The organism is Kordiimonas aestuarii (assembly GCF_025574465.1).
Lineage (GTDB): Bacteria > Pseudomonadota > Alphaproteobacteria > Sphingomonadales > Kordiimonadaceae > Kordiimonas > Kordiimonas aestuarii.
Window position 1 is genome coordinate 23,003 of the sequence record NZ_JAOBPP010000017.1, and the last position, 26,391, is coordinate 49,393.

The 26,391-nt window shown below is 56.0% G+C and carries 24 protein-coding genes; 10 read left to right on the forward strand and 14 right to left on the reverse strand.

The window, feature by feature from the left end; all coding sequences use genetic code 11:
• The first annotated feature begins 50 nt into the window (after window positions 1–50).
• The 5 genes from OEU85_RS05525 (at window position 51) to OEU85_RS05545 (ending at window position 6,011) form a co-directional block, all read left to right on the forward strand.
• The gene (locus OEU85_RS05525; RefSeq protein WP_262690456.1) at window positions 51–1,883 is read left to right on the forward strand and encodes an SLC13 family permease; all 1,833 of its coding nucleotides are present in this window, start codon (window positions 51–53) and stop codon (window positions 1,881–1,883) included.
• A gap of 18 nt (window positions 1,884–1,901) precedes the next feature.
• Window positions 1,902–2,639, forward strand: coding sequence for an arginyltransferase (locus OEU85_RS05530; RefSeq protein WP_262690457.1), 738 nt, complete (start codon window positions 1,902–1,904; stop codon window positions 2,637–2,639).
• A 122-nt stretch (window positions 2,640–2,761) separates the two neighbouring features.
• On the forward strand, window positions 2,762–3,925 hold the full coding sequence (locus tag OEU85_RS05535; protein WP_262690458.1) for a TRAP transporter substrate-binding protein: 1,164 nt from the start codon (window positions 2,762–2,764) through the stop codon (window positions 3,923–3,925).
• 3 nt (window positions 3,926–3,928) lie between these two features.
• Complete coding sequence (locus OEU85_RS05540) at window positions 3,929–4,426, forward strand: TRAP transporter small permease subunit (protein ID WP_262690459.1); 498 nt, start codon at window positions 3,929–3,931, stop codon at window positions 4,424–4,426.
• A gap of 4 nt (window positions 4,427–4,430) precedes the next feature.
• Window positions 4,431–6,011 (forward strand): TRAP transporter large permease, encoded by a 1,581-nt coding sequence (locus OEU85_RS05545; RefSeq protein WP_262690461.1) that lies wholly within the window; start codon window positions 4,431–4,433, stop codon window positions 6,009–6,011.
• Here OEU85_RS05545 and OEU85_RS05550 read toward each other — a convergent pair.
• A complete protein-coding gene (locus tag OEU85_RS05550) occupies window positions 6,008–8,191 on the reverse strand; it encodes an ATP-binding protein (protein ID WP_262690462.1) in 2,184 nt (727 codons plus the stop codon). The genes OEU85_RS05545 and OEU85_RS05550 overlap by 4 nt on opposite strands.
• Before the next feature lie 216 nt (window positions 8,192–8,407).
• Here OEU85_RS05550 and OEU85_RS05555 point away from each other — a divergent pair, with 216 nt between their 5' ends.
• Entirely contained in the window at window positions 8,408–8,797 is a 390-nt protein-coding gene (locus OEU85_RS05555; protein ID WP_262690463.1) for a VOC family protein, read from the forward strand.
• A 58-nt stretch (window positions 8,798–8,855) separates the two neighbouring features.
• Here the strand turns inward: OEU85_RS05555 and parC are convergent, their stop codons facing one another.
• The 10 genes from parC to folK form a co-directional block, all read right to left on the reverse strand.
• Window positions 8,856–11,108: a DNA topoisomerase IV subunit A gene (parC, locus tag OEU85_RS05560; RefSeq protein ID WP_262690464.1), complete on the reverse strand. Its 2,253-nt coding sequence runs from the start codon at window positions 11,106–11,108 to the stop codon at window positions 8,856–8,858.
• Between the two features lie 87 nt (window positions 11,109–11,195).
• A complete protein-coding gene (gene recO / locus OEU85_RS05565; protein ID WP_262690465.1) occupies window positions 11,196–11,939 on the reverse strand; it encodes a DNA repair protein RecO in 744 nt (247 codons plus the stop codon).
• A gap of 8 nt (window positions 11,940–11,947) precedes the next feature.
• The gene (gene era / locus OEU85_RS05570) at window positions 11,948–12,859 is read right to left on the reverse strand and encodes a GTPase Era (protein ID WP_262690466.1); all 912 of its coding nucleotides are present in this window, start codon (window positions 12,857–12,859) and stop codon (window positions 11,948–11,950) included.
• The gene (rnc, locus tag OEU85_RS05575; RefSeq protein ID WP_262690467.1) at window positions 12,856–13,521 is read right to left on the reverse strand and encodes a ribonuclease III; all 666 of its coding nucleotides are present in this window, start codon (window positions 13,519–13,521) and stop codon (window positions 12,856–12,858) included. The genes era and rnc overlap by 4 nt, the downstream gene beginning before the upstream one ends.
• Window positions 13,518–14,252, reverse strand: a complete 735-nt coding sequence (locus tag OEU85_RS05580; RefSeq protein ID WP_262690468.1) for a pyridoxine 5'-phosphate synthase — start codon at window positions 14,250–14,252, stop codon at window positions 13,518–13,520. The genes rnc and OEU85_RS05580 overlap by 4 nt, the downstream gene beginning before the upstream one ends.
• A gap of 27 nt (window positions 14,253–14,279) precedes the next feature.
• On the reverse strand, window positions 14,280–14,846 hold the full coding sequence (locus OEU85_RS05585; RefSeq protein WP_262690469.1) for a DUF2062 domain-containing protein: 567 nt from the start codon (window positions 14,844–14,846) through the stop codon (window positions 14,280–14,282).
• A gap of 15 nt (window positions 14,847–14,861) precedes the next feature.
• Window positions 14,862–15,446: an orotate phosphoribosyltransferase gene (gene pyrE, locus OEU85_RS05590; protein WP_262690470.1), complete on the reverse strand. Its 585-nt coding sequence runs from the start codon at window positions 15,444–15,446 to the stop codon at window positions 14,862–14,864.
• A 102-nt stretch (window positions 15,447–15,548) separates the two neighbouring features.
• Entirely contained in the window at window positions 15,549–17,690 is a 2,142-nt protein-coding gene (locus OEU85_RS05595; RefSeq protein ID WP_262690471.1) for a RelA/SpoT family protein, read from the reverse strand.
• A gap of 168 nt (window positions 17,691–17,858) precedes the next feature.
• The gene (gene rpoZ / locus OEU85_RS05600; protein WP_317277416.1) at window positions 17,859–18,164 is read right to left on the reverse strand and encodes a DNA-directed RNA polymerase subunit omega; all 306 of its coding nucleotides are present in this window, start codon (window positions 18,162–18,164) and stop codon (window positions 17,859–17,861) included.
• A gap of 109 nt (window positions 18,165–18,273) precedes the next feature.
• Window positions 18,274–18,879, reverse strand: coding sequence for a 2-amino-4-hydroxy-6-hydroxymethyldihydropteridine diphosphokinase (gene folK / locus OEU85_RS05605; protein WP_262690472.1), 606 nt, complete (start codon window positions 18,877–18,879; stop codon window positions 18,274–18,276).
• Between the two features lie 149 nt (window positions 18,880–19,028).
• On the opposite strand from folK, the gene OEU85_RS05610 reads away from it, so the two are divergent.
• The 3 genes from OEU85_RS05610 (at window position 19,029) to OEU85_RS05620 (ending at window position 21,561) form a co-directional block, all read left to right on the forward strand.
• Window positions 19,029–19,634, forward strand: a complete 606-nt coding sequence (locus OEU85_RS05610) for a LabA-like NYN domain-containing protein (RefSeq protein WP_262690473.1) — start codon at window positions 19,029–19,031, stop codon at window positions 19,632–19,634.
• 67 nt (window positions 19,635–19,701) lie between these two features.
• The gene (locus OEU85_RS05615) at window positions 19,702–20,364 is read left to right on the forward strand and encodes a uracil-DNA glycosylase (protein ID WP_262690474.1); all 663 of its coding nucleotides are present in this window, start codon (window positions 19,702–19,704) and stop codon (window positions 20,362–20,364) included.
• Window positions 20,365–20,781: 417 nt separating this feature from the next.
• On the forward strand, window positions 20,782–21,561 hold the full coding sequence (locus OEU85_RS05620) for a cyclic nucleotide-binding domain-containing protein (protein ID WP_262690475.1): 780 nt from the start codon (window positions 20,782–20,784) through the stop codon (window positions 21,559–21,561).
• Between the two features lie 8 nt (window positions 21,562–21,569).
• Here the strand turns inward: OEU85_RS05620 and smpB are convergent, their stop codons facing one another.
• The 3 genes from smpB to OEU85_RS05635 all read right to left on the reverse strand — a co-directional run bounded on the left by smpB (window position 21,570) and on the right by OEU85_RS05635 (window position 23,771).
• On the reverse strand, window positions 21,570–22,064 hold the full coding sequence (gene smpB, locus OEU85_RS05625; RefSeq protein ID WP_262690476.1) for an SsrA-binding protein SmpB: 495 nt from the start codon (window positions 22,062–22,064) through the stop codon (window positions 21,570–21,572).
• A 3-nt stretch (window positions 22,065–22,067) separates the two neighbouring features.
• Window positions 22,068–22,958 carry a 4-hydroxy-tetrahydrodipicolinate synthase gene (gene dapA / locus OEU85_RS05630; RefSeq protein ID WP_262690477.1) on the reverse strand — a complete coding sequence of 297 codons (891 nt, stop codon included), beginning with the start codon at window positions 22,956–22,958 and terminating at the stop codon, window positions 22,068–22,070.
• Between the two features lie 261 nt (window positions 22,959–23,219).
• Window positions 23,220–23,771, reverse strand: coding sequence for an EF-hand domain-containing protein (locus OEU85_RS05635; RefSeq protein ID WP_262690478.1), 552 nt, complete (start codon window positions 23,769–23,771; stop codon window positions 23,220–23,222).
• A 219-nt stretch (window positions 23,772–23,990) separates the two neighbouring features.
• Between OEU85_RS05635 and OEU85_RS05640 the strand changes: the two genes are divergently transcribed.
• Complete coding sequence (locus tag OEU85_RS05640) at window positions 23,991–26,369, forward strand: M1 family metallopeptidase (protein WP_262690479.1); 2,379 nt, start codon at window positions 23,991–23,993, stop codon at window positions 26,367–26,369.
• Window positions 26,370–26,391: the final 22 nt, after the last annotated feature.

The following is a 26,391-nucleotide window of genomic DNA, read 5'->3' on the forward strand; positions in this document are numbered from 1 at the left end:
ACATTGCGTGATTGTGGCTCATATCTCAGGCAAATGGATATCCCTCGTTTATGGATCTTGTTGAACCAACCCTTCAGATGTGGCTGACCTTTGCAATTGTCCTTGGGGCAATTGGTGCCTATGCCTACGATAAAATTCCCCTTGAGATATCCTCAATAGCAACAGTCGCCCTGCTGCTGTTCCTGTTCGAGATAGCCCCCCTTATCGGACCGGACGGTGAACGCATCGTCACGATGCGGGACCTGCTGCAGGGCTTTGCCGACCCGGCGCTGATTACCATTATGGCGCTCCTTGTGGTTGGGCAAGGCCTGGTGCAGACCGGGGCGCTCAATGGCCCCGCCCGCACACTGGTCAGGTGGGGCAAAAACTACCCCCGCCTAGTGATTTTCGCCTGCCTGGTGACGGTGATGGTCATCTCCGCGGTGCTGAACAACACGCCCGTTGTCGTTATCTTTATCCCCATCCTAGCGGCCCTGGCCGAAAGGCTTGGCAAGAAAGTAGCGATGGTGATGATGCCACTCAGCTTCGCGGCAATCCTTGGCGGCAACATGACCAAGATCGGCTCCAGCACCAACCTACTGGCGATTGGCGCCTATGAGCAGGTGGGCGGGCCACACATCGGCTTCTTCGATTTCACCGTACCCGGAGCGGTGCTGGCGCTTGTCGGCTTCGCCTATGTTGTGTTTGTGGCGCCAAAACTGCTGGTTGACCGGGAGGGTATCGCAAAGCGCCTTGCAGGTGGCGGCGGCAAACAGTTCCTGTTCCAGATGGAGCTGACACCAGACAATGGGCTGGTCGGCCAAAGCGCCGTCGCAGGCATGTTCCCCGGCCTCAAGGATGTGACTGTGCGCATGATTGAGCGCCGCCGCGAAAAACTGTTACCCCCTTATGACGATATTACCCTGCAGGTAGGCGATGTCGTCCTCGTGGCCGCGACCCGGTCTGTCATGACCGAATTGCTGAATGCGTCGCCCGACCTTGTCTCAAGCGCGGAAGGCGAGGACGTAGACGATAAGGCCGGCGAGCGCCGCGTCATCGCCGAAGCGGTGATCGCACCTGCCTCCCGCATGGATGGCCGCACACTTTCACAAACCGGCTTCCGGGCTGAAACCGGCGTATCCGTGCTCGGCGTTCAGCGCCGCAGCCGTATGATCCGTGCCGCCCTTTCCATGCTCCGCCTCGAAGCGGGTGACGTGTTGCTGGTGATGGGTAGCCGCTCCGCGGTTCTGGCCCTGCGTGACAACCGCGACGTTCTTTTGATGGAATCCTCAGCAAGCGACGTGCCGATGCAGGAATTTGCATGGCGTGCCCTCGCGATCTTTGCCGGTGTTGTCATAACCGCCGCCCTTGAGATCATGCCCATTGTTGTGGCGTCACTTATTGGTGCAACCTTGATGATGATCAGCCGTTGCCTCAATGTGCGGCAGGCGGGCCGGGCGATCGACCGTCGTGTATTCACCATTGTGGGTGCGGCTCTTGCGCTCGGCACCGCCATGCAGGCGACGGGCGGCGCAACCTGGCTGGCCCATGCGGTGATCGAAAGCCTGCGCGGTGCACCGGTATGGGTATTGCTGTCGGGATTCTTCCTTCTGATCGCTTTCCTGACAAACGTACTGTCAAATAACGCGACCGCTGTGCTGTTCACCCCCATTGCCGTCTCCATCGCTGCGGAGCTGGGGGTTGACCCCATGCCGTTCCTGCTGGCGGTGATTTTTGGTGCAAACTGCAGCTTCGCCACACCCATGAGCTATCAGACCAACTTGCTCGTCATGGCGCCCGGCCATTACAGGTTCGTGGACTTTATGCGCGTGGGGACCCCGCTGATATTTATTGTGTGGATGACTTTCACCTTGTTCGTTCCGTGGTATTATGGGCTCCTGTAAGAAAGGAGAGTAGCACCCATGACCGATCAGGGGCTTCAGTTTCCCAAGTTTTATGTCACGGCACCGTCGCCGTGCCCCTATCTTGACGGCAAGATTGAACGCAAGGTTTTCACCGAGCTTAAAGGCCCTGACGCGGGCGCCCTGAACGAGGCTCTCGGGCGTGTCGGCTTTCGGCGCAGCCAGTCCGTTGTTTACCGGCCGGCCTGCGAAGGCTGTTCGGAATGTGTATCGGTGCGTGTGAGGGTGAAGGATTTCCATCCCACCCGGTCACTAAGGCGTGTGGCCAAAGCCAATAAGGACCTGAAATCAGAGGTAAAACCACCCGTTGTCACCGACGAGCAATATGAACTTCTGAGCGCCTACCTGAGCACCCGCCACGCGGACGGTACCATGGCCGACATGAGCGCGGATGAGTTCCGCGATATGGTCGAAACCAGCCCTGTACCCACGGTGCTTGTCGAATATCGCCGCGCGATCGACGGCAAACTGATGGCCGCAGCGCTGACCGACGAACTGTCGGACGGACTTTCGATGATCTACAGCTTTTTTGATACGTCAGAAGCGACCCGCAGCATCGGCACCTACCTGATATTTGACCATATCGAACGGGCAAAACATGCGAATCAGCCTTATGTTTATTTGGGTTACTGGGTCAAAGGCAGCCCCAAAATGAGCTATAAGGGGCGCTTCAGACCACTGGAGAGGCTCGGACAAAACGGTTGGTTCGAAATTCAGGACGAAGTTGGCGCAAAATAACCGTCTTTGCTTGCCCCTTCGCCCCCGCACTCTATACTGTGCCCCGGCGATCGCACCGGTGCCATTTTCCGCATCTGGATAAGCAAGCTGTCGCCCAAAATTCGGTTAGGGGGAGTTCCACTTTGCGCAAAAAAGCCCAGCATCAGCAGCCTTCGAAAAACACGACCGCCAGTCTTAGCAGACGTAAATTGCTGGGCGGTGCAGCCCTTGTAGGTGGTGCGGCCCTGCTCTCCGGCTGCTCCGGCGCCAGCGAAGAGTGCGCTGGCGGCCCCGCGATTGTCAGCAAACAGCGGCAACTGAAGATGGTTACAAGCTGGCCAAAAAACTTCCCCGGTCTCGGCACCGGCGTGGAGCGGCTGGCAAAGCGCATTGAGGCGCTGTCGGACGGCTCCCTCAAGGTTAAGGTTTATGCTGCGGGAGAGCTTGTCGGCGCGTTGGGCGGCTTTGACGCCGTAAGCCAAGGCAAGGCCGACATGTATCATGCCGCCGAATATTACTGGCAAGGCAAGTCGCCGGCGTTCAATTTCTTCGCGGCAGTGCCCATGGGCATGACAGCGTCGGAAATGAACGCGTGGATACGCTTCGGCGGCGGGCAGGAACTGTGGGACGAACTTTCCGGGCGCTTCGGCATCAAACCTTTCCTTGCCGGCAACACAGGCGTTCAAATGGGCGGCTGGTTCAAGAGAGACATCAACAGCGTTGAAGATTTCCAGGGCCTGCGCATTCGCATGCCCGGCCTTGGTGGTGAGGTGATGAAACGCCTTGGCGCCACCCCGGTAACCAAGCAGGGCGGTGAAATTTTCCAAGCCCTGAGCCAAGGTAATATCGATGCCAGTGAATGGATCGGCCCATGGAACGACCTCGCCTTCGGCTTCCATACCATTGTAAAAAACTATTACTACCCCGGCATCCATGAACCCGGGGCCTCGCTTTCCATGGGGCTGAACAAAGACCTGTGGGACGACATGAGCCCGCGTGAACAGGCCATTATCAGCGCAGCCGCTGCGGCCGAAAATGACATTATGTTTGCCGAATTCAACGCCAATAACGCGCGCGCCTTGGATACATTGGTGAACGAACATGGCGTGAAACTGAAGAAATTCAGTGATGATATTCTCACCCAGCTCGGACTTCTTTCCGCCGACGTGCTGGCCGACGCCGCGAAGACAGACGACCTGACCAAGCGGGTATTCGACAGCTTTACCAAGGCCCGCCACGAAGGTATTCGCTGGGGTGCTATTTCCGAACAGGCCTTTGCCCACGCCCGTAGCCTGATCGACAGTTGAGCCATGATCCGTATCGTTACCGCGCTTGACGCTTTTTCTGAGAAGAGCGGCCACCTGCTCGCACTGCTGCCACTTATCCTTGTACTGGTACAGTTTGCTGTCGTGCTGATGGTCTATGTGTTCGCCTCCGGCAGTATCCAGCTTCAGGAAAGCCTTCAGTATATCAACGCGTTCATGTTCCTTGGTGGCGCGGGGTACACTGCTGTGCGCGGTGAGCATGTGCGGGTGGATATCTTTTATGCCAGGATGTCCGAACGCGGCAAAGCCGCGGTTAACTTCTTCGGCACCCTGTTTCTGCTGGTGCCGTTTCTCATTCTTTTCTGGATCTCCACCCTGCCTTATGTGACAGGAAGCTGGGCCATACTGGAGACCAGTACCGAGACAAGCGGCCTGCCTTATGTCTATATCCTGAAATCCACACTCCTGCTGTTCGCCTTCACTCTCAGCCTACATGCGCTGGCTGACCTGATGCGCCACGGCACCAAACTGGTTAAGGGTTAGCCCCATGGATATGTCGATTTTTCTGGTTGTCAGCATGTTTGCTGTGCTTGTGGGCTTCCTGCTGACCGGCTTCCCTGTTGCATTCACACTAGGCGGTACCGGGCTTTTGTTTGGCCTTATCGGCATGGCCACGGGCACACTGGACGCCACCTTCCTGGAGATCCTGCCCAACCGGCTGTTCGGCAATGTGGTCAGGAACGAACTTTTGTTCGCTATTCCTCTGTTTGTCACGATGGGCGTAATGCTGGAAAAATCGAACGTTGCGGAAGACTTACTGGAGAATATGGGCCGGCTCTTTGGCCGGATGCGCGGCGGGCTCGGTATTTCGGTCACCATTGTGGGGGCACTTCTGGCCGCCTCAACAGGAATTGTCGGCGCGACCGTGGTCACCATGGCGCTTTTGTCGCTGCCAACCATGCTCAGACGCGGATATGATCAATCCCTCGCCACTGGCTCCATCGCCGCAGCGGGTACCCTTGGCCAGATCATCCCGCCGTCCATTGTCCTGATCCTTTTGGCTGATGTCATCTCTTCAGCGTGGCAACAGGCCCAGCTTGATGCAGGTAATTTTTCACCGTCCCCGATGAGCGCGGGCGAGCTGTTCGCGGGTGCCCTGATCCCCGGGCTTATTCTTGTCGGCTTCTACATCTTCTATCAGGTGGTGGTTGCCCTCCTGCGGCCTAACTCAAGCCCGGCAATCCCGCAAACCGAGGGAGAGACGCTGGATGCCGCGTTTTATGGCCGTCTGTTGCTCGCACTTGCGCCGCCGATGATCCTGATTGTGGCTGTACTGGGCTCAATCTTGTCAGGTATCGCCACCCCAACCGAAGCGGCGTCTGTCGGGGCCATCGGCGCCATCCTTCTGGGTGCCGCGCGGCAGGACAATCGAACCCGCTGGATTGTCATGGTATCGCTTGCCGCCCTCCTCGCGCTCCTTACGCTGGCCGGCACCATGGACCTGCGCATGAGCCGAGCCGTGGTCCCGACGCCGGACCGTGTTGCCTTCTATCTCGCGATTGTGCTTACGACAGCCTTTGTGCTTGGCCTTGGCTGGTCGCTCTTTAAAATCCACCGTGCGGGAGTGCTGGGTGACGTAATGCGTTCAACCCTACGCATCTCGACAATGATTTACGCCATCCTCATTGGGGCAGCATTGTTTTCCCTCGTTTTCCGGGGTCTTGGTGGCGATGATGCCATTGAGAACCTGCTGCATGGCCTGCCCGGCGGTCAGTTCAGCGCCATCCTGCTTGTCATGGTGCTGATGTTCATCCTCGGCTTCTTTCTTGATTTTATCGAGATCACCTTTGTCGTCGTGCCCGTGGTTGCGCCCGCGCTTTTAGCCATGGACGGTACCTATGGCCCCATCTGGCTCGGTGTGCTGATTGCCATGAACCTGCAGACAAGTTTCCTGACACCACCTTTCGGCTTTGCACTTTTCTACCTGCGTGGCGTGGTGCCGGATAGTGTGCCGACAATCACCATATATCGCGGCGTGGTTCCCTTTGTTATCATCCAGTTGCTGGCGCTATTGCTGATTGCGTTTGAGCCTGGCCTCGTAACCTGGTTACCCGACCTGCTTTTCTAAGCCGTTTTATCTTCCTGTGCTCTCTGTGCCAGCACGGTGGCAATGGTCGTCATTAACGTCGTGCGGTCCACCGGCTTGCCAACCACGCCGTCCATCCCTGCTGCCAGATAACTTTGTTTGTCGTCTTCCATGGTGTTTGCTGTCAGCGCGATAATGGGGGTGGTCGCGCGTTCATCATCACGGGCGCGTATCTCCTTGGTGGCATCCACCCCGTCCATCACCGGCATGCGAATATCCATCAGCACCAAGTCAAATGCCTTGTGGTCAAGGATGTCGGTTGCTTCCCTGCCGTTGCTGACCACGGTCAGGTTCCAGTTATACCGGGCGAGGATCTTCTCGATCAGAATCTGGTTGATTGCATTGTCCTCAGCGATCAGCACATCCAGCAGACCGAGATCGGCGTCGCTGTCGTCCTCACGGGAAGTCTGCACATCGAGGGCTGGCGCATTCGGGACAGGTTCACGTAGCGGTACGGTCAGGTAAAAAGTGGCCCCTACCCCCGGGTTACCGCTCGCCCGCAAGGTACCGCCCATCATTTGGGCCAGTTCGCGTGAAATTGACAACCCAAGCCCTGTCCCGCCAACCTTTTTAGTCGCAGAACCATCAAGTTGCTCGAACCTGACAAAGATTTTTTCGCGCTCGCTATTGGGGAAGCCAGCTCCGGTATCCCGCACTTCCATCAAAAAATGCAGGCCGTCGTCATCACGCTCGAACGAGAGAAGGATATCAATCTGGCCCTTTTCCGTGAACTTTATAGCATTGCCGACGAGGTTGAAGAGTATCTGCCGGATCCGGCTGGCGTCACCTATAACGGCGCGTGGAGCGGCGCCGGTCAATGTAACGTTCAGGGTAAGTCCTTTGGCGTTTGTCGCCGGCCTTAGCGTTGCCGCAGCCTTCTCGATGAAATCAACCGGATCAAAGTCTGTTTCCCGCAGGCTCAACGTCCCCGCTTCCATCTTGGCAAGGTCAAGAATGTCGTCGATGATAGTTAGCAACGTATGGGCGCTGACGTTGGCAGTTTCCACCAGTTGCTGTTGTTCGCTCGAAAGGCCCGTGTCGCCAAGCAAATTGATCATGCCGATCACACCGGCAAGCGGCGTTCTCAGCTCGTGGCTGGTGTTGGCGAGGAAGGCATCCTTCGCACGGTTGGCGCGCCGCGCCGCTTCGCCTTCAACCAATGCCTGTTCAAGCTCTATCTGCTTGCTTTCAAGCGCTTCGTTTTTCTCGAGAATGGCTTTCTCGGCTCGCAGCAGGTCCGTCACATCGCGTGCGACACCGATAATGCCAGCAACCCTGCCGCCCACATCCGTAATCGTGGTGAGGCTGGCGTCAACCGTCATGGTCTCCCCTCGGACGTCGGTCATATCAAGGTAACCGCGCCATTCACCGGTATCACGAATACCGTTCAGAATGGACACCCGGTCCCAACGCCAGTTGCGTTCATTGGCCATCAGGTCGGCAATGCGGGTCCCAACAAGCTCTTCGCAGGGCCTGCCAAACAGGTGTGCTGCTCCGTCGTTACATTCAATCAGGCGCCCTGCGACATCAGAGACAACAACTGCCTCCCGTACGCGCTTCAGGATTTTAGCTTGTCCCTGAAGCTGCTTGAGCGCACTGCATTCGGCCAATTTGGAGCTGGCAAGCGACGCCACCGCCAAAAGCACATCAAGATGTTCCTCTGTAAAGTGGCCAACGCGGGGGTCTTCACAGTCAATGGCCCCCAAAATCTCGTCACCGTAAAAAAGTGGTACACAAAGCTCAGACCCGGCTTCAGCTATATCCGCCACATAGTGCTGGTTTTCCCGCACATCGGGGACAAGAAGCGGCTTTTTATTGCGGGCGACGGTACCAGTGATGCCATGGCCCAGCGGAATTTCAAGCGGGTTGAGGATTGTCCGGCCACTCGGGTTCTTGTCACCAATTGCGGCGCGCTGCACCAGCAGTTTCCGGGCGCTGTCAAACTCGTAGAACACACAGTCTACAAAGCCAAGTTGGCCAACAACTTCCTTGGCAACATACCATGCAAGATCATCAACCCTGGTGATTTGAATCAGGGAAACCGCAAAGCTGTTCAGCACCCGCAATTGCTGTTCGCGGCGCTGGATGGATGACAGCAGATCCAGCCGCTCGTTATCCGAGCAGTTTTTAAATTTTTCTGCTAATGCTTTAATATCTTCCAACACTGACCCCGGCACTTCGCGCCACAGTTTATTGTGTTCTTGTATTTCACAAAAACGTTAACACTTTCCACAGCTTGGGGCCAGCAAAGGCTTTCTTCCAGATCATTGGCATGAATTCATGCAATTTTGCACAGTCAAACATTCAGCATTGTTGTGTTGCAACCCTGCCTTTACCCACCATATCAGCGCTACCAACACGACGGGAAGGAAATAAGGATGATCGGATACACAACCATCGGCACCAATAACATGGAAAAGGCTGCTGCATTTTATGACGAGCTGTTCAGCATTATTGGGGCCAAGCGCTCATGGGACTGGGAAAGCTTCAAAGCTTGGGCAGTTACCCCCGGCGCGCCCATGTTTGCAGTAACACCCCCCTATAACAAAGAACCGGCCACCGTTGGCAACGGCGTGATGATCGCACTGGCGGCACCAGACCGGGAAACCGTGAAAAAGCTGTATGATAAAGCCATAGAACTTGGGGGTAGCAGCGAGGGCGAGCCTGGCTATCGTGGCCCCGAAGACATGGGCTTTTTTGCGGGATATTTTCGCGACCTCGATGGCAATAAACTGAATGCCTTCAACTATAGCCCGAAAAAAACCTAATAAAAAAGCGCCGAAGCGGTCTCCCACTTCAGCGCTTTTCTCTATCCTCTACAAAGCGTTACCCGCTAAACTTGTTGCTACGCGGGAAGCCCATCGGCGGCAGGCGCCCGGCATTACCGCGTTTGCCTGTCCAAGGTGCGAGATCCGCCTCCGTACGCCAACGATCTGAGTTGCCGCCCATCGGCCAGGTCAAGCCTTCTTCCTTGTGGAAAATGGTTACATCAGCCATACCGCCATCCTTATAACGCTGGAGCGCAACACCCTGGCCGCGGGCGAGGGTTGGAACCTCCTCAAGCGCAAATACCAACAGCTTACGATTGTCACCAATGACAGCAACGCTGTCCCCGTCAACTGCCACACAGTGTGTGGCAACGGTATCACCCTTGACGTTAAGCAATTGTTTCCCGCCCTTCTTCATCGCCACAGCCTGGTCGGCCTCGGTGACAAAACCCTTGCCAAGCGAACTGGCGACAAACAGCTTGCCGCCCGGCTGGTACGGCAACAACGACACAATCTCGTCGTTGGCATCCATATCCACCATCAGGCGCACGGGTTCACCGTTTCCGCGCCCCCCCGGCAGTTTGTCGGCGCCCAGCGTGTACATCTTGCCATTGGTCGCGAACAAAAAGAGCTTGTCGGTCGTATAGGCATGGAAGCGGAAACGCTCCTCATCGCCTTCCTTGTATTTTTGCTCTTCCTCGGGCTTCGCGTGGCCCTTCAGCGCACGTATCCAGCCACGCTTGGAGCAAAGAACTGTAATCGCTTCTTTTTCGATCATGGCCTCAATGGGCACAATCTCTGCCGTGGGTGCATCGCCAAAGCGGGTGCGGCGCTTGCCAAGAACTGTTTCGGGACCGAATTTCTCTTTGATTTCCGAGAGCTTGTCACCCACGGCGATCCACTGCAGCGCATCTGATGCAATCAATGCATTCAGCTTGGACTTTTCGTCTTCAAGCTTGGAATGCTCGGTGCGGATTTCCATTTCCTCAAGCTTCCTAAGAGCACGCAGGCGCATGTTCAGGATGGCTTCAGCCTGATTGTCTGTCAGCTTGAAGGTGCTCATCAAAGACGCCTTGGCGTCGTCTTCCTCACGGATGATGCGGATAACCTCATCAAGATTGAGATACGCAATCAGGTAACCGGAGAGAATTTCAAGCCGCCGCTCGATCTTCTCAAGCCGGTAGCGGCTGCGGCGCAGCAAGACGTCAATCTGGTGATCAAGAAAACTGTCCAGCACTTCCTTCAGGCTCAGCACACGCGGCCTGCCGTCATAGGCGATGACGTTCATGTTAAGCGAGAAACGCGTCTCCAATTCCGTCATGCGGAACAGGCTTTCCATCAACACTTTTTCGTCCACCGAGCGGTTCTTGGGCTCAAGCACGACCCGGATATCTTCGGTGGATTCGTCGCGCACATCGGTCAGGATCGGAATCTTCTTATCGCCGATCAGTTCGGCGATTTTCTCAATCAGCTTTGACTTCTGCACCTGATAGGGAATTTCGGTGATAACGATCTGATACTGGCCGTGCGAGAGGTCCTCGCGCTCCCACCGCGCCCGCACCCGCATGGCACCGCGACCCGTTTCATAAGCGTGCTCAATGGTCTCACGATTCTCAACAACCTGGCCGCCCGTGGGAAAATCGGGCCCCGGGATGCGCTCCATCAAGTCGCGGACGGTCACATCGCGGGCCGGGTCACGACGAGCTTCGATAAGCAGTTGCAGGCCGTCAATCAGCTCACCGGCATTGTGCGGCGGGATATTGGTCGCCATGCCAACCGCAATCCCGCTGGAACCATTCGCCAACAGGTTCGGGAAGCAGCCGGGAAACACGATCGGCTCCGAATCCTCGCCATCATAGGTTTCGCGAAAATCGACCGCGTCTTCCTCAAGGCCTTCCATCAGCACGGCGGCAACTTCCGTCAGCCGGGCTTCGGTATACCGCATGGCGGCCGCGTTATCGCCGTCAATGTTGCCAAAGTTGCCCTGCCCGTCCACAAGTGGGAAACGCACAGCAAAATCCTGCGCCAGTCGCACCATGGCGTCATAAACGGATTGGTCACCATGCGGGTGATATTTACCGATGACATCGCCAACCACGCGGGCGCATTTTTTATAACCCGTCTTGGGGTCCAGCTTTAAAAGCCGCATGGCATACAACAGCCGACGGTGGACGGGCTTGAGCCCATCGCGCACGTCCGGCAATGAGCGGGACATGATGGTGGACATGGCATAGGCAAGGTAACGTTCGCTCAGCGCATTCGCGAACGGTTCCTCGATGATATTTTCGCTAAAATCAGGATGTGTCGTCATGGTGTTGACTATATCAATCCGAATATAAAAGGCTACAGGATGTTGTGGTTATCCACAGTTTCTTTTGCCTCTATGTACGACCGGTGGTCAAGCACTCAAACGTTGTACAGAGCCCATAAACCGCTCGCGTGCCGCAGGCTGGCCGCCGCCGCGTACGGTCCAGACGTTGCGCTCCAGAAAATACCCCGTAAGCATGAGGCCGTTCAGCACATCATCCGCACTGGCGTCAGAAAGCCTGCCGGATGTCAGAAACGCAGGCAGCGCAAGCAGCTTTACCTTATATGGCCCGCCCGCCTCAATGCTGACCGCTCTGCCGGTTTTGGGGGAGACAAAGGCAAGATCGTCGGCTTCCCCTGTGACTGCGCAGCGCGTGAGGTCCAGCCCGTAGCCAAGTTCGGCCAGGATCACCATCTCCAGCCGCACCAGGGCGCCGCCCCAGTCAACCGCACTGCCCTCCGAATGCTCCAGCAGCTCAATCACGGCTTCAAGGCCTTCAAACACGCTCACATGGGTTTCACGCTCGGGCAATGTAGAAGCAACCACTGTGGCAATGGCAGACAGAGCGCTGATCCTCGCGCCCTCGCCCATCATCTGGCCCAAAGGGCTGTGGATCAATTCAACCGTAAAACGGCCGAGGTTGGCCTCAAGCCGGGCATACCACTTGACGGAAAGGCGGTTACCCACCTGCAGGTTAGCCCTGTTGCGACGACCAAGGCCACCCTTGATAAAGCCCCGCGCCCGACCGTGTGCGCGGGTCATCACTTCCAGAACGGCATCCGCTTCCCCCATGCGGGAAGCGGAGAGAACAATACCTTCATCCTGCCATTCCATTGGGTTGCCTAGTCTACGTAATCGAGGCCCATATCCTGATAGACCGTACGGTCATCGGCCCAGCGTTCGGTTACACGTACATGCAGGAACAGGTGCACGCGGCGCTCAAAGCTTTCTTCCATGTCCTCACGCGCCATCTGGCCAAGGAGCTTGAGCATGGCACCCTGCTTACCAATCACAATACCTTTCTGGCTGTCACGTTCCACATGAATAACCTGCTCGATCCGCACACTGCCGTCTTTGCGCTCTTCCCATTTTTCGGTTTCAACCGTGGTGGCATAGGGCAGTTCGTCATGCAGGCGCAGGTATATCTTCTCCCGCGTGATTTCAGCGGCCAGGAGACGCAGTGTCACGTCGGCGATCTGGTCTTCTGGGTACATGAACGGCCCCTCAGGTGCCAAAGCTGCCAGATGCGCCTTAAGGTCGGCCACCCCGTCGCCAGTCAACGCGGAGATCATGAAAATCTCGTCAAACACACCAGTTTCATGCATCTCTGACGCCAGCGCCAGAAGCTTTTCACGGCGGACGGTATCGATCTTATTGATGGCGAGGATCGCCCGGCGCCCAGCCCCCTTGAGACCATCGACGATGTGCCGTGCTTCCTCGTTCAGGCCTTTTTTTGCGTCAATCAACAACAGGGTTGTTTCAGCATCCTCGGACCCTTTCCAGGCTGCGTTCACCATCGCCCGGTCAAGACGGCGCTTGGGCGCAAAGATGCCCGGCGTGTCGATGAACACAAGCTGGGTGTTGTCGTGCATGCCGATGCCGGTGACGCGCGTGCGCGTGGTTTGCACCTTATGGGTCACGATTGCCACTTTCGCACCCACAAGCGCATTGACAAGTGTCGACTTGCCCGCATTGGGCGCGCCGATGATTGCAACAAAACCGCAGCGCATCGGTGCGCTGGTACTTTCACTCATTTACTTTCTCCTACCAGCTTGTCGAGAAGCGCGCCCGCGGCGGCTTGCTCGGCCTGGCGTTTGGCGGGGCCGGTTGCGACCGCTTCGCCTTTGTTTTCCACCAATGCAGCAATGGTGAATTCGGGGTTATGGTCGGGCCCTGTGCGCTCAACCATTTTATAATACGGCAGCGGAAGCCCGCGCGCCTGGCACCATTCCTGTAGCAATGTCTTGCAGTCCTTGAAGGCACTGGGCCCGTCTTTCATCAGCGGTGCCCAATGCTTGCGGATAAAGGCGTTTGCCACCTCAAAGCCGCCATCAAGATACATGGCGCCAATCACGGCTTCCGTAATATCCGACTGAATTGCTTCCTTATCGCGTGTGCCTTCGGCTTCCGCGCCGGGCGTCAGCAACATTTCCTTGGCAAGGCCCAGCTTGCAGGCCATATCCGCTAATGTCTCGCGCCGCACAAGAGCGGTGAACCGGCGGTTCAGCTTGCCCTCGGCCTCGCCCGGGTATGATTCCAGAAGCCAGGTGGCGATCACCAAGCCCAGTACCCGGTCGCCCAGAAACTCAAGCCGTTGGTAGTTATGCGTGCCGGAAAGCGACGGGTGGGTGAGCGCTTCCTCAAGATAACTCTCTTTCTGGAAAGTGTAGCCTGCAATAGTCTTGAGCCCGCTCATGCCCGGGCCTCGTCCATCAGGCGCCGCATTTCGGCAATGGAAGCTTCAAGCCCGTGGAAGATAGCCTCACCAATCAGGAAATGACCGATGTTCAGTTCTGCCAGCTCAGGCATTGCCGCAACCGGCGACACGGTCTCATACGCCAGGCCGTGACCTGCGTGCATCTCAAGGCCCTTGCTATGGCCGTATTGAACTGCTTTACGAATGCGCTCCAGCTCTTCCTGTTGTGGCTCGCCCACCAGTTCACAGTATGCACCGGTGTGGATTTCGGTCACGGGGGCCCCCAGGTCTACCGCCGCGTCCAACTGTTCGTTTGACGGATCAATAAAGAGACTGACCCGAATGCCGGCACGCTTGAGCGCGTCAACATAATGTTTCAGGCGGTTATGTTGACCCGCGACATCAAGGCCGCCCTCGGTAGTCAGCTCCTGACGTTTTTCCGGTACAAGGCATGCCGCATGTGGTTTGTGCCGGAGGGCAATCTCAAGCATTTCATCGGTCGCAGCCATTTCAAAATTCAGCGGTACCGTCAGCACATCGGACAGTGCGGCTATATCCTCGTCCGAAATATGCCGTCTGTCCTCGCGCAGATGTGCGGTAATGCCGTCCGCTCCCGCACGAACAGCAAGCCCCGCGGCACGCACGGGGTCAGGGTGCCGGATGCCACGGGCGTTCCTGATAGTCGCCACATGGTCAATATTCACGCCAAGGCGCAGTTTATTCCTTCTCATAGCCTGCCTTTTATTGCCGCACCCCTTTTATATTGGGTCTTTACGCGACTTTTTTTCTTGTAACCTTAGTTGCCGGGCAGCGCGATATCCGCTGAGGAGCGCCCTGAACGAAAAATAGAACAGGAGCCATACAACAATCGCGACCGGCATACCGCCTACAATAAGCGGAAAAACGACCGGCAGGAAAGAAGATACATACACCAGCGGAGAATCAAAGAGCGCCTCCCAACTCCATGTCGGGATATCCGCGGCAATGCTGTGCCCTAGAATTACCGCCCCCAGCTGCCCGGTCAGAGCAAATATAAAAGGGAATGTCCAAGGGTTCCCAATCGCCGTGCCGATGGCAGATGCAAGCAGGTTGCCGCGTGTGAGCCACGCCAGCGCAAAGCCCATCAGGAAATGAAGCCCCAGGAATGGTGTGAACGAGACAGCCACGCCAGAAGCTACGCCTGCGGCAATGCTGTGTGTCGTGCCCGGCAGACGGGCTATGCGGTGCCAAAGATACTGACCGGCACGGCTCCAGCCTGAGCGGGGCCAAAGCCAGCCACTCACTGTTTTCCATGCCGATACTGCATCACGCCGCCTGAACAGCATTCTTGTTGTCCTATCCTAGGATTTCAGGCCCCGGCTGCCGGGTTTTACCGCCGGAATGTCCTTGAGAGCATCCGGCAGCGCGTCCGGCGCATAGGTTGGTGCATCAATGGTTACAAGCGCAGTGATGGGTGCACCCACATCCACCTTGCCGCCGGAACGGTTAATCAGGCAGCCTGCTGCAACAACGTTGCCGCCCCACTCTGTGATGGTGTTGATGCATTCGCGAGACGATAGCCCGGTGGTAATAACGTCTTCCATCATCAGAATGCGCGCACCCTCGGGGATTTCAAAACCGCGGCGCAGCGCAAACTCACCTTCCATCCTTTCGGTAAAGATTCCGTTCACGCCAAGCTGACGCGCGACCTCATAACCTACAATCACGCCCCCCATGGCCGGGCTGACAACCAGGTCAATCTCAACGCCTGTTGCGCGCAATTGATCAGCAAATGCGCCGCACAGGCGCTCCGCGCGTTTAGGGTCCATCAGGACGCGGGCGCACTGCAGGTAAATAGTGCTGTGCAAACCGGACGAGAGCTTGAAGTGCCCTTCAAGAAGTGCTTCAGCGTCGCGAAATTCGTTAAGAACCATATCCTGATCCATGAGGTGTTGCTCCTGTGGCTGGAAAACGTGGCCGAAATACCTACCGCGCGGATAGAGCGGGCACCGCAATCCGTCAAGAAAAATCACCGTGATGCAGCGCTTTTAGCCAGAGACACGGTCAACCCGACTGATCACCCGGCTAACCCGAAGCGCGCGACTGATATCATTGAGGTGCTTCACATCACGCACTTCCACATCCACGACCATGATATAAAATTCAGGGTCACGTTCGGGGATCACCAAGTTTGAAATATTACCACCACTTTTTGACACAGTTGCGGCAATGGCGGCAAGTGCACCGCGCTCATTGATCACCTCAAGCCTGAGCCTGCCCGCATAAAAAGCGTTGTCGGAATCGTCTTCCTCCCACCTGAGGTCGATCCAGAGGTCGGGCCGGTCGTCATAATCCTTCAGCACACCACAATCGATCGTGTGTATCTCCGCTCCCTTGCCGGGCACACGGATACCCACAATGCGGTCCCCCCGCACGGGATGGCAGCAATCCGCGAAATGTACCGCCCCTTCCTTGGCCATGCCGGAAATCGGAATGGCGCCATCGTCCACGGCTTCCCAGTCGTGGTGTACTGTGGGTAGCCCCTCGGCGCGGGCATCTTCCTTGAAGCCGGGGAAGGCGGCGCGAAGGATTTCCTCTTCCTGCAAGGTGCCTTGCCCAACCAGTGCATAGAGCATATCCGCGTCGTCAAGGTTCAGCACTTTGGCTGCCTGCACAATCACCTGGCTGGAAAAATCCAGACCGTTGCGGCGGCAGGCTTTTTCGATAAGTGTTTTACCGAGGTGGCCATACTCGGACCGTTCCTTGGCCTTGACATGGCGACGGATCGCGGCCCGCGCTTTGCCGGTTGCGACAAAACTTTCCCAGCGCGGTGACGGAGACTGCCCTTTTGACGTCAAAATCTGCACCTGATCACCATTTTCGATCTGATGCCTCAGCGGTACCATACGGCCGTTCACCTTGGCTCCCACACAGTGATCCCCCACCTCCGTATGGACCGCATAGGCAAAATCAACTGTCGACGATCCACGTGGCAATGAAATCAGCTCACCCTTGGGGGTGAAACAGAACACCTTGTCCTGGAACATCTCAAGCTTGGTATGTTCGAGAAATTCCTCGGGATCATTGGTGTGTTCCAAAATTTCCAGAAGCTCGCGTACCCAGCGATATTGTGAGCCTTCCACATTGTCGGCGTTCTGCTGCTTGTACTGCCAATGCGCGGCAACGCCATATTCAGCCTGCTCATGCATTTTGTGGGTGCGTATCTGTACCTCAAGCCGGTGATTTTGCGGTCCCATCACCGTCGTGTGGATCGACCGGTAAAAGTTGCGCTTGGGAGTGGAGATATAGTCCTTGAACCGGCCCGGCACCATGGGATAGCGCTGGTGCACCACCCCAAGCGCCCGGTAGCATGTCTCCACATCTTCCACTTTCACACGAAACGCCATCACGTCCGAGAGTTGCTCGAAAGAGATATTCTGTCGTTCCATCTTGCGCCAAATGGAGTAAGGCCGCTTGATGCGCCCGCTGATGTTCGCCTTGATACCGTGTTCATCCATCAGCTTGGCCAAGGCGCCCACCATATCCGTTTCAAGATCCGGGCTTTCCTCAATCAGGTAATGCAGGCGCGCGTTGATCGATTCCATTGCTTCGGCGTCAAGGTGCTGGAAGGCCAGGTGTTCCAGCTCGTCCTTCATCGCATGCATGCCGATACGCTCGGCCAGTGGCGAATAGATCTCGATGGTCTCAAGCGCGATGCGGCGACGTTTTTCCGGCTTCTTGATGTAAAAAAGTGTGCGCATATTGTGCAGTCGGTCCGCAAGCTTTACCAGCAGCACGCGGATGTCGTTCGACATGGCGAGCAGGAATTTGCGGAAGTTTTCCGCCTGCCTGAGGCTTTCGGTCTGCATCTCGATTTTGGAAAGCTTGGTAACCCCGTCCACCAGTTCCGCCACTTTGGGGCCAAACAGCTCCTCAATTTCGGGAATGGTGGCAACAGTGTCTTCGACCACATCGTGCAACAGTGCCGTCGCGATGGTGTTGCAGTCCAGCTTCATATCCGTAAGGATGCCCGCCACTTCAAGCGGATGGGAGAAATATGGATCACCGGACGCACGTGTCTGCGTGCCATGGGCCTTCATGGCAAAGACATAGGCACGATTCAGCAGTGCCTCATCGATATTTTTGTCGTAGGCCCTGACTGTCTCTACTAGCTCAAACTGGCGGATCACCGGGATATCCCTATTTTACGCAAACGGTTACTTCATCTTCACAGAAATAATGGTTCTGCAAAAATTATCCAGCTTCTTGTGCCCGAAGTGTGCAAACAGAGGCAGAAAGACAAAAAGCCCGGCGGGTTAAGCCGGGCTTCTCGTAAACTTATCAGACAACAGGCAGGCTTATTCGCCTTCCTTCTTTGCCCCTTCGTCCATACCGGCCATCAGGATCGACAGATCAACCTCTTCCGGTTCGTCCGATTCCACAACCTTGCGCATGCTGTGGATGACTGCTTCCATCAGGTTGTCGGCGATCACTTTCTCTTCTGCAATTTCACGCAGCGCAACAACAGCGTTTTTGTCGTTGTCACGCTCAACCTCAAGCGGGGCACCGCTTGAAATCTGGCGAGAGCGCTGTGCAGCCGACAGAACCAGGTCAAATCGGTTAGTGACTTTATCTACACAATCCTCAACGGTGACGCGAGCCATGCTTTAATCTCCAAATTCCTAGTCAAAAAGGCAGGGATAGGATCCGTGCCTTCGATACGAGCGCCCGCTTATACAGGGCAAGCCCCAAGCTGTAAAGCGGGGAATCGGCTTATTTTTCGCCCGGAGAGGCTGGTACTGCAAGTTTTTCGATGCCAACAAATGCGCCGTTAGCGCGGGCAGCCTCCGCCAAAGTTTGAACATTCGCACCCAGAACCGGATGTAGCCAGTCGGGTGCAATTTCCATAAGGGGGGCAAGCACAAAGCCCCTGAGATGCAGACGTGGATGGGGCACCACCGGCTCACCCAGAATCGCCGCAGGGTCATCACTGGACACCAACTCGTGCCAGACACCGCGCGATGGAACCACGCTGTCCCCATAGGCCAGCAGATCAATATCAAGAGTGCGTGCGCTCCACCGCGCGCCGGGCGCACGACCAAATTGCCTTTCGGTTTCTTGCGTTACGGCAAGTATCTCGCCGGGGCTGAAGGCACACCGCATGCAGGCAACCGCATTGGTGTATTCAGGCGCATGGGTTTGTGCATCGAGCGTGACGGCGGGCGACCGGTAGAAGGCCGACAGGGACTTAAGTTTAAAACCACGGTTGACCAGCGCGATGACAGCGGCCGTAATCGTCCGCGATGGCGCGCCTTCTGCTGAAGGCAGATTTCCGCCAAAGGCCAGCAGAATCTCGGTTTTTTTCCGTTTCTCAGGCATATAACAATTACTTGATAGCCCCCTTGATCGGCTGGACAGGTCGCCCAATATTTACCATTAATTAACCCTGCGGACAGATGCTGATTTTATCTGCAATCCTTATTACACCGCGCAGAGTTATATTATTTATTTTACGATTGGACCAAGAGATGATTTTCTATCCCGAGGAACGCCTCGCGCTCTTCATTGACGGTGCCAACCTTTATGCCACCGCCCGCGCCCTGGACATGGAAATAGATTATAAAAGTCTGCGTGCTCACTTCTCAAAGCAGGCCCGGCTTATCCGTGCCTTTTATTATACGGCCATCCTCGAAGACCAGGAATATTCGCCACTGAGACCCCTGATCGACTGGCTGGATTATAACGGCTTTACGCTTGTGACCAAACCGGTGAAAGAGTTCACCGATGAACATGGCCGACGCAAGATCAAGGGCAATATGGATATTGAGATTGCCGTCGATATGCTGAATATCTCGGAAGCGCTTGACCATGTTGTCCTTTTCTCCGGTGACGGCGATTTTCGACGCCTTCTTGAAGCGGTGCAGCGCAAGGGACTGCGGGCCACGGTTGTCAGTTCCAATTCCACCCAACCCTCAATGATCGCGGATGAACTCCGTCGGCAGGCTGACCAGTTTGTCGACCTTGAAGACCTGCGCGGCATTATCGGGCGCAAGGGCGGAGGCCCGCGCCGCGCCGATGCCCCTGCTCCGTTTGATGCAGGGTTTGAGGAACAGCTTGAGAGTGAGCATGCGTAATCGCCGACCGGCGATCCCTCTGAAGGCGGCACGTTGCCGCCTTTCTCTGTTCCTGCAGTAAGACAGCATGGCCCTCAGCAAGACTAACATCACGCCACCAGAACCCGACCGCGACTGCGCCCTGTGCCCGCGTCTTGTCAAATTCCGCCAAAAAAACCGCAAGAGCTATCCGGACTTCTTCAACGGTGCCGTCTCCAGCTTTGGTGACTTGGGCGCACGCCTGATGATACTTGGCTTGGCGCCCGGCCTGCAGGGCGCCAATAAAACCGGCAGACCCTTCACGGGAGACTTTTCCGGTGTGCTGCTCTTCAAATGCCTTGAGGCCATGGGCTGGACGGACGGCATAAATGAAAATCGTGCGGATGATACACTGGCCCTGCATGATGTCATCATTACCAACGCCGTACGCTGTGTGCCGCCGGAAAACAGACCCACCACACATGAAGTGCAAAACTGCAAGCCGTATCTGTTGGCGCGGTTCGACGCCCTGCCGAATCTCAAGGTTATTTTTGCGCTTGGCAAAGTCGCCCATGATGCGGCGGTACGGAACTTCGGCCTGAAACTGGTCGACTACAAATTCGCACACGGTGCCGTCCACCCGTTGCCAAAAGGCCTGACACTGGTGGATAGCTATCATTGCTCCCGCTATAACGTGAACACCGGACGGTTGACGGAAGATATGTTCATGCAGGCCATGAGTATCGCGCGGCAAGAGCTCGCGCAGCACTGACCAAACGCAAGAACGGCGACAACCTGGGGTTGCCGCCGCGCTCACTAGAAACAGAATTGGTCTCGTTACTCAAGACATCTGGGCTCAAGACACTTGGCGCGAGCTTCAGGCGGACTGCTCAGGGGGCCTGTTCCCGCTTGCGTCGGCGAGGACGCCGACGTAGCGCCCTCATCTGTTTTGGGCGCGATTGGAGACGCTTTTGTTGGCGAACATTCGGGGGAGGAACGCGCCCGCCAAACCGGTGTATCTCCATGCCTCTTGGCATAACTTCACTTCACCAGAAAATCCTTAAAATTCGACTAAAACCAAGGTGCGGGAAAAAAGTACTTTCCGATGAGTGGGTTGTATGGCGGCACCGATTGCCGCAGCCGGAAAAAAGCGATAGAATCACCGCTCATTCGGGAAGGAATGATTGCCATGACAAACGCTATGAACATGGGCGAGCAAGTCAAATTCAACGCCGGTGACACCATCTACGAACAGGAGAGCGCGTCGAACGGTGTTTACATGATCCTTGACGGACAGGTGGAAATCTGGCGCCATGAGGGGACCGGTCGCCATCATATTGCCTCGCTCGGAGGCGGGGAGCTGCTGGGCGAAGTCAGCGTCATCGAACGCAAGGACCATTCAGTCACGGCCAAAGCCTCGCGGGAAACCACCGCCCTTTTCATCAGCGCCGACGCCTTCCGCAAAAGTTTTGCCGACCCTCTGGTCCGCCATGTTGTGCATACGCTTGCGACCCGGCTTAGAAGTTCCTACGCCATAAAAGAAGCGATCGAGGGCAACACCGAACTGAAGGCCCATCACTTCAAGAGCAAACAGCCAACTATCGAGGGTCTATCGCGGGTGGTAGCAGACAAATTGCTGACATTCGTGGAGATACTCGAATTCCCCTTTTCTGTCGGGAACATCGCGAGCAAGGATGGACACTGCGTGGCCATCCCGAACAGCTTGAGGGTCCCGCTTAAGGGGGTACCCGAACTGGCAGACAACCACTTTGAAATCGTGCGCCGAGACGGTGCCTTGTGGGTGCGCGACCTTGGCGCCGTGCAAGGCACGTTGGTCAACGGCGAAAAGCTCAGCAGATATGCGATGAATGCTACAGCGAAGTTGCGAACCGGCAGAAACGAAGTGGTTGCTGGCGGGCCCGATAGCCCGGTACGTTTTCTTGTCAGCATCCCCCCTCAGGACGGTTGAAAGGCAGCCTAGCCCAAATCCTTCATCAAGCGGGCCTTCTGGCGGTCCCAGTCACGCTGCTTGACGTCCTCTCGTTTGTCGCGCACGTTTTTACCCTTACCCAAACCGATAAGAACCTTTGCTCTGCCCTGGTCATTGAAATAGACCCGCAGCGGCACAAGGGTATAGCCTTGGCGCTGGATAAGGCCGCCCAGTTTGGAAATTTCTCGCTTGTGCATCAAAAGCTTACGTGGGCGACGCGGCTCGTGGTTAAAGCGATTGCCGTGGGAAAATTCCGGAATGTAGGCGTTCACCAGCCATAGCTCTCCATCCTTCTCTTCGGCATAACTCTCGCGGATATTGGCCTCACCCGAGCGCAGGGACTTCACCTCCGTACCCTGTAACGAGATACCGGCCTCATATTCATCTTCAATATGAAACAGGTGCCGCGCCTTGCGGTTATCCGCCGCGACACGGTTAGGCAGCTTATTATTCTTATCCCTGTTTTTGTTTTTGCCCGCCATGATTTATCCCAGATCAACAGGGCTCAAACCAAGATCATTGATATTGGAGGCAATGATGGAACGCGCGGTGTCGCTGGCGGCGAGAAGCGGCAGGCGAACATGATCCTCGCAGATGCCAATAAGCGAACCCGCAAATTTGGCCGGGGCCGGGCTTGGCTCCATGAACATGCAACGATGCAACCCGAGCAGGCGATCCTGAAGGCCGAGCGCTTTCTTGAAGTCGCCCACCATGCAGGCTTCCTGAAATTCGCTGCACAACCTCGGCGCCACATTGGCACTGACAGAAATACAGCCCTGGCCGCCCATGGCCATAAAACCAAGCGCTGTGGCGTCTTCGCCCGAAAGCTGGATAAAATCAGGCCCCATGGCAGCACGTTGGCTCGCAACACGATCAAGGTCGCCCGTCGCGTCTTTCACGCCGATGATGCGCGGCAGCTCAAAAAGCTCCGCCATCGTGCCGGTTGCCATATCGACGACCGAACGCCCCGGGATATTATAAATCACAATCGGCAAGCTGCTGGCGTCATGCACCGCCTTGAAATGGGCATAAAGGCCAGCCTGGCTTGGCTTGTTATAGTATGGTGTCACCACAAGCGCCGCGTCAGCACCCACCTTCTCGGCGTGCTGGATCAGGCTGATCGCCTCGCGGGTGTTGTTTGAACCAGCCCCTGCTACCACAGGCACGCGCCCATCGGCGGCTTCCACGCATAATTCCACCACCTTGCGATGTTCCTCATGGCTCAGGGTCGGGCTTTCGCCCGTTGTGCCCACAGGCACCAGACCATGCGAGCCTTCCTTGACCTGCCAGTCCACAAATTTCTGGAAGCCGTCATAGTCGACCTCGCCTTCATCTGTGAACGGCGTGATCAACGCGGGAATAGAGCCTTTAAGCATGGCGGGAGCCTCTCTCGGTGCAAAAATATCGCGCACCCTAACGCTCACCCCCGAAAAGGGCAAGGGTCTCTGACACGCAGTTTATCTTACGCGATGATATAGGTTTTGATTGTGGCCAGAATGAAAGTGTGCGCCGCCCCGTCTCCACCTGAAAAATGAAGGGACCGACGCACACTCTTGACACGAAACACGGTCGTCCGGAGAGAAGCCATTAAAAGGCTCTTTAGGACCAACGGCTCTCCCGGCTTGGGACCTCAGGTCTTAGCGGTGTTTGCCACCACGGTCGTGCCAGCCACCCTTCTTGCCAAAATGACGATGTTTTCCGGCGTCTTCCATCTCGGTTCTGGTAACTTCGCCATCGCCGTTTTCATCGGCACGCTTGAACATATGCACCGCACGGGAAGAAAATTCCTCAAGTGAAACGCGCTCGTCATTATCGCGGTCAAGTTTGACGATAAACCGCATACGCGTCGGCTTGTAACGACCTTCGAACTGATCCTCATCAAAGTCACGACCCGCCTTTTCGGCGCGTTTGGCCATCCGCTCCAAATGTTTCTCCATGCGCTTTTCCATGCCCTCGGGCACCGGCATTTCCTTTGGAAGTTCGCTCAGCGTAAGGTAGCCATCACCATCCTTGTCGAATTGGTCGAATTTCACTTTCACTGCCGACAGCATCTCGTCATGTGTGACGACGCCATTACTGTTTGTATCGGCCTCTTTAAAGCGCTCACTGCGGTCGCCCGTGGCGAAAGCCGCACCCGCAAGTATGGTGGTCGCAAGGGTTACACCTAGAATTTTTTCTGACACTTTCATCGCTTAGGTTCCTTATTTCTGTTTCTTTCAAGTGCTATCAATGCGCCTCGCCGCCGCATCTGGATTTAATACGCGCCTGCTTCTGCTTGTCCTTCGCCGTCCCTGATCACCGTTTTGTTACCAACAATTTTTCCGCTGACTTGCCCTCCCGTGAAATGTGCCCTACTTTCCCGCTGAAAAAATTAAACGGGGCTAACCACAAAAAAAAGGGACTGACGTATGCGGCTCATAGGGATCGTTTTGTCACTGTGCCTGGGAATGCAGGCAGCGCACGCCGAGGCCATCAAGCAAACCAAGGGCAGTTTTGAAGATAAATTCCGGCAGCTTGAAGAACATCTGCCAACACCAAACGTGTATCGCACAGGGTCTGGTGCGCCAGGGCATGCCTATTGGCAGCAGCAGGTGGACTATGACATCAAGGTAAAGCTTGATGAAAAGAGTCGGACCATTACCGGCAGCGAAAGCGTTGTTTACGAGAACAACTCACCAGACACGCTGAATTACCTTTGGCTGCAGCTTGACCAGAACCGCTTCTCCAAACACTCCGACGCCTATGTCACCATGGAAATGGGCCGCAAAGCATCCAAGAAAATGTCCTATTCCACCCTGCGTTTCCTGGCCCGGACTGAGACTGAAGACTGGGGCTTCATGCTGACCAAGGTACAGTCTGGCGGCAAAAATGTACGCTACTCCATCAACGACACGATGATGCGGATTGACCTTGATAAGCCGCTCAAGCCGGGTGAAAGCTTCAGCTTCGATATCGACTGGTGGTTCAACATTCCCGAAGGCAAGGCCATGGGCGCCCGTGGCGGTTTTGAGCCCTATAGCCGGGACGGCAACGATATTTTCTTCATCGCGCAGTGGTTCCCGCGCCTTGCGGCTTACACCGACCTTGCCGGCTGGGAGCACAAACAGTTCCTCGGCACCGGTGAATTCACACTTGAATTCGGCGACTATGACGTCGAGATCACAGTGCCCGCAGACCATATCGTCGGTTCCACCGGCGTACTGCAAAATGCCAAGGACGTTCTGACAAGCGATCAGCGCAAACGACTTGAAAAAGCGAAGACCGCAGAGCGCCCCGTCTTTATTGTCACGCAAGACGAAGCGCTTGAGAATGAGAAAGAAGGCAGCGACAAAACCAAGACTTGGCATTTCAAGGCCGATAACGTCCGTGATTTCGCCTTTGCGTCCTCACGCAAGTTCATCTGGGATGCTCTTGGCGTGAAGCTGCCTGAAAGTGGCCGCACGGTCATGGCGATGTCCCTATATCCCGACGAAGCTGTGCCGCTGTGGGATAAATATTCCACCCATGCCATCGCGCATACCCTCGACACCTACAGCCGGTATTCGTTCGAGTATCCCTACCCCGTCGCGTGGTCCGTGAACGGCCCCATCGGTGGCGGCATGGAATATCCGATGATCACATCGAACGGCCCCAAGCCGGCAATCGAGAAAAAAGAAGACGGCACAGAAGTCCGCACCTATACAAAGCGGGCGAAATACGGCCTTATCTCCGTGATCATCCACGAAATCGGCCATATCTACTTTCCGATGACCGTTAACTCGGACGAGCGCAACTGGGCGTGGATGGATGAAGGCCTTAACAGCTTCCTCCAGAGCCAGGCGGAGCGCGAATGGGAGCCGGATTATCCGTCCCGTTACGGCCGCGCCAAGGAAGCTATTCCCTACATGGTCAGCCCGAACCAGACGCCGATCATGACACAATCCGACAGCATCATCGGGTACGGCCCGAACGCCTACACCAAACCCGCTGTCGCGCTCAATATCCTGCGCGAAACGGTTATGGGCCGCGAGCTCTTCGATTTTGCCTTCAAGGAATATGCGCACCGCTGGAAATTCAAGCGTCCCTACCCCGCTGATTTCTTCCGCACCATGGAAGACGCCTCCGGCAAGGATCTCGATTGGTTCTTCCGCGGCTGGTTCTACACCACGGACCACGTGGATATCGCCCTGACCGGTATCAGCCATGCCCGTATCAACACGCAAGATCCTGAGGTCGAAAACGAGTATGACCGCAAGGAAGACCTGGATGCGCAGCAGTATATCGCCGAGATGCGCAACAAGGCAGACGGTATGCCGCGCAGGGTAGACCGCTTCCCCGAGCTTCTTGATTTCTACAACGAGAATGACGACTTCATCGTCACCAAGAAGCAAAAGGATGCTTATGAGGGCACGCTCAAAGACCTTGAAGACTGGCAAAAAGAACTTCTGAAATACGGGCATGAGCTCTACTTCCTCGATTTCGAGAATATTGGTGGCCTTGTGATGCCGCTGGTTCTGGATGTGGAATATGAGGATGGCAGCCATGAGGAAGTTCGCATTGCCGCTGAAATCTGGCGCGAAAACCCCAAGCAGGTGACCAAGGTGCTTGTGCGGGATAAAAAAATCAAAACCGTCACACTTGACCCATACAACGAAATTGCAGACGCGGAAAAATCCAACAACGTATGGCCATCCAAGCCGCACGCGACACGGGTGGAACTCTACAAGCGCCGTGCAGAGCAACGTAACCTGATGAAGGAATACCTGGATACACAGGACGCGGAAAAAGCTGCTGAACCAAAAGATTAGCAACTGACCTCCCTTATCGATG

What these genes read in the sequence shown, in the direction of transcription:
- parC (WP_262690464.1), bottom strand. Translation starts at nt 11,108, where the DNA reads ATGACGACACATCCTGATTTTAGCGAAAATATCATCGAGGAACCGTTC.
- OEU85_RS05540 (WP_262690459.1), top strand. Translation starts at nt 3,929, where the DNA reads ATGATCCGTATCGTTACCGCGCTTGACGCTTTTTCTGAGAAGAGCGGC.
- OEU85_RS05525 (WP_262690456.1), top strand. Translation starts at nt 51, where the DNA reads ATGGATCTTGTTGAACCAACCCTTCAGATGTGGCTGACCTTTGCAATT.
- OEU85_RS05545 (WP_262690461.1), top strand. Translation starts at nt 4,431, where the DNA reads ATGGATATGTCGATTTTTCTGGTTGTCAGCATGTTTGCTGTGCTTGTG.
- OEU85_RS05640 (WP_262690479.1), top strand. Translation starts at nt 23,991, where the DNA reads ATGCGGCTCATAGGGATCGTTTTGTCACTGTGCCTGGGAATGCAGGCA.
- rpoZ (WP_317277416.1), bottom strand. Translation starts at nt 18,164, where the DNA reads ATGGCTCGCGTCACCGTTGAGGATTGTGTAGATAAAGTCACTAACCGA.
- OEU85_RS05610 (WP_262690473.1), top strand. Translation starts at nt 19,029, where the DNA reads ATGATTTTCTATCCCGAGGAACGCCTCGCGCTCTTCATTGACGGTGCC.
- dapA (WP_262690477.1), bottom strand. Translation starts at nt 22,958, where the DNA reads ATGCTTAAAGGCTCTATTCCCGCGTTGATCACGCCGTTCACAGATGAA.
- pyrE (WP_262690470.1), bottom strand. Translation starts at nt 15,446, where the DNA reads ATGGATCAGGATATGGTTCTTAACGAATTTCGCGACGCTGAAGCACTT.
- OEU85_RS05585 (WP_262690469.1), bottom strand. Translation starts at nt 14,846, where the DNA reads ATGCTGTTCAGGCGGCGTGATGCAGTATCGGCATGGAAAACAGTGAGT.
- rnc (WP_262690467.1), bottom strand. Translation starts at nt 13,521, where the DNA reads ATGAGCGGGCTCAAGACTATTGCAGGCTACACTTTCCAGAAAGAGAGT.
- OEU85_RS05555 (WP_262690463.1), top strand. Translation starts at nt 8,408, where the DNA reads ATGATCGGATACACAACCATCGGCACCAATAACATGGAAAAGGCTGCT.
- era (WP_262690466.1), bottom strand. Translation starts at nt 12,859, where the DNA reads ATGAGTGAAAGTACCAGCGCACCGATGCGCTGCGGTTTTGTTGCAATC.
- OEU85_RS05620 (WP_262690475.1), top strand. Translation starts at nt 20,782, where the DNA reads ATGACAAACGCTATGAACATGGGCGAGCAAGTCAAATTCAACGCCGGT.
- recO (WP_262690465.1), bottom strand. Translation starts at nt 11,939, where the DNA reads ATGGAATGGCAGGATGAAGGTATTGTTCTCTCCGCTTCCCGCATGGGG.
- folK (WP_262690472.1), bottom strand. Translation starts at nt 18,879, where the DNA reads ATGCCTGAGAAACGGAAAAAAACCGAGATTCTGCTGGCCTTTGGCGGA.
- OEU85_RS05635 (WP_262690478.1), bottom strand. Translation starts at nt 23,771, where the DNA reads ATGAAAGTGTCAGAAAAAATTCTAGGTGTAACCCTTGCGACCACCATA.
- OEU85_RS05580 (WP_262690468.1), bottom strand. Translation starts at nt 14,252, where the DNA reads ATGAGAAGGAATAAACTGCGCCTTGGCGTGAATATTGACCATGTGGCG.
- OEU85_RS05615 (WP_262690474.1), top strand. Translation starts at nt 19,702, where the DNA reads ATGGCCCTCAGCAAGACTAACATCACGCCACCAGAACCCGACCGCGAC.
- OEU85_RS05530 (WP_262690457.1), top strand. Translation starts at nt 1,902, where the DNA reads ATGACCGATCAGGGGCTTCAGTTTCCCAAGTTTTATGTCACGGCACCG.
- smpB (WP_262690476.1), bottom strand. Translation starts at nt 22,064, where the DNA reads ATGGCGGGCAAAAACAAAAACAGGGATAAGAATAATAAGCTGCCTAAC.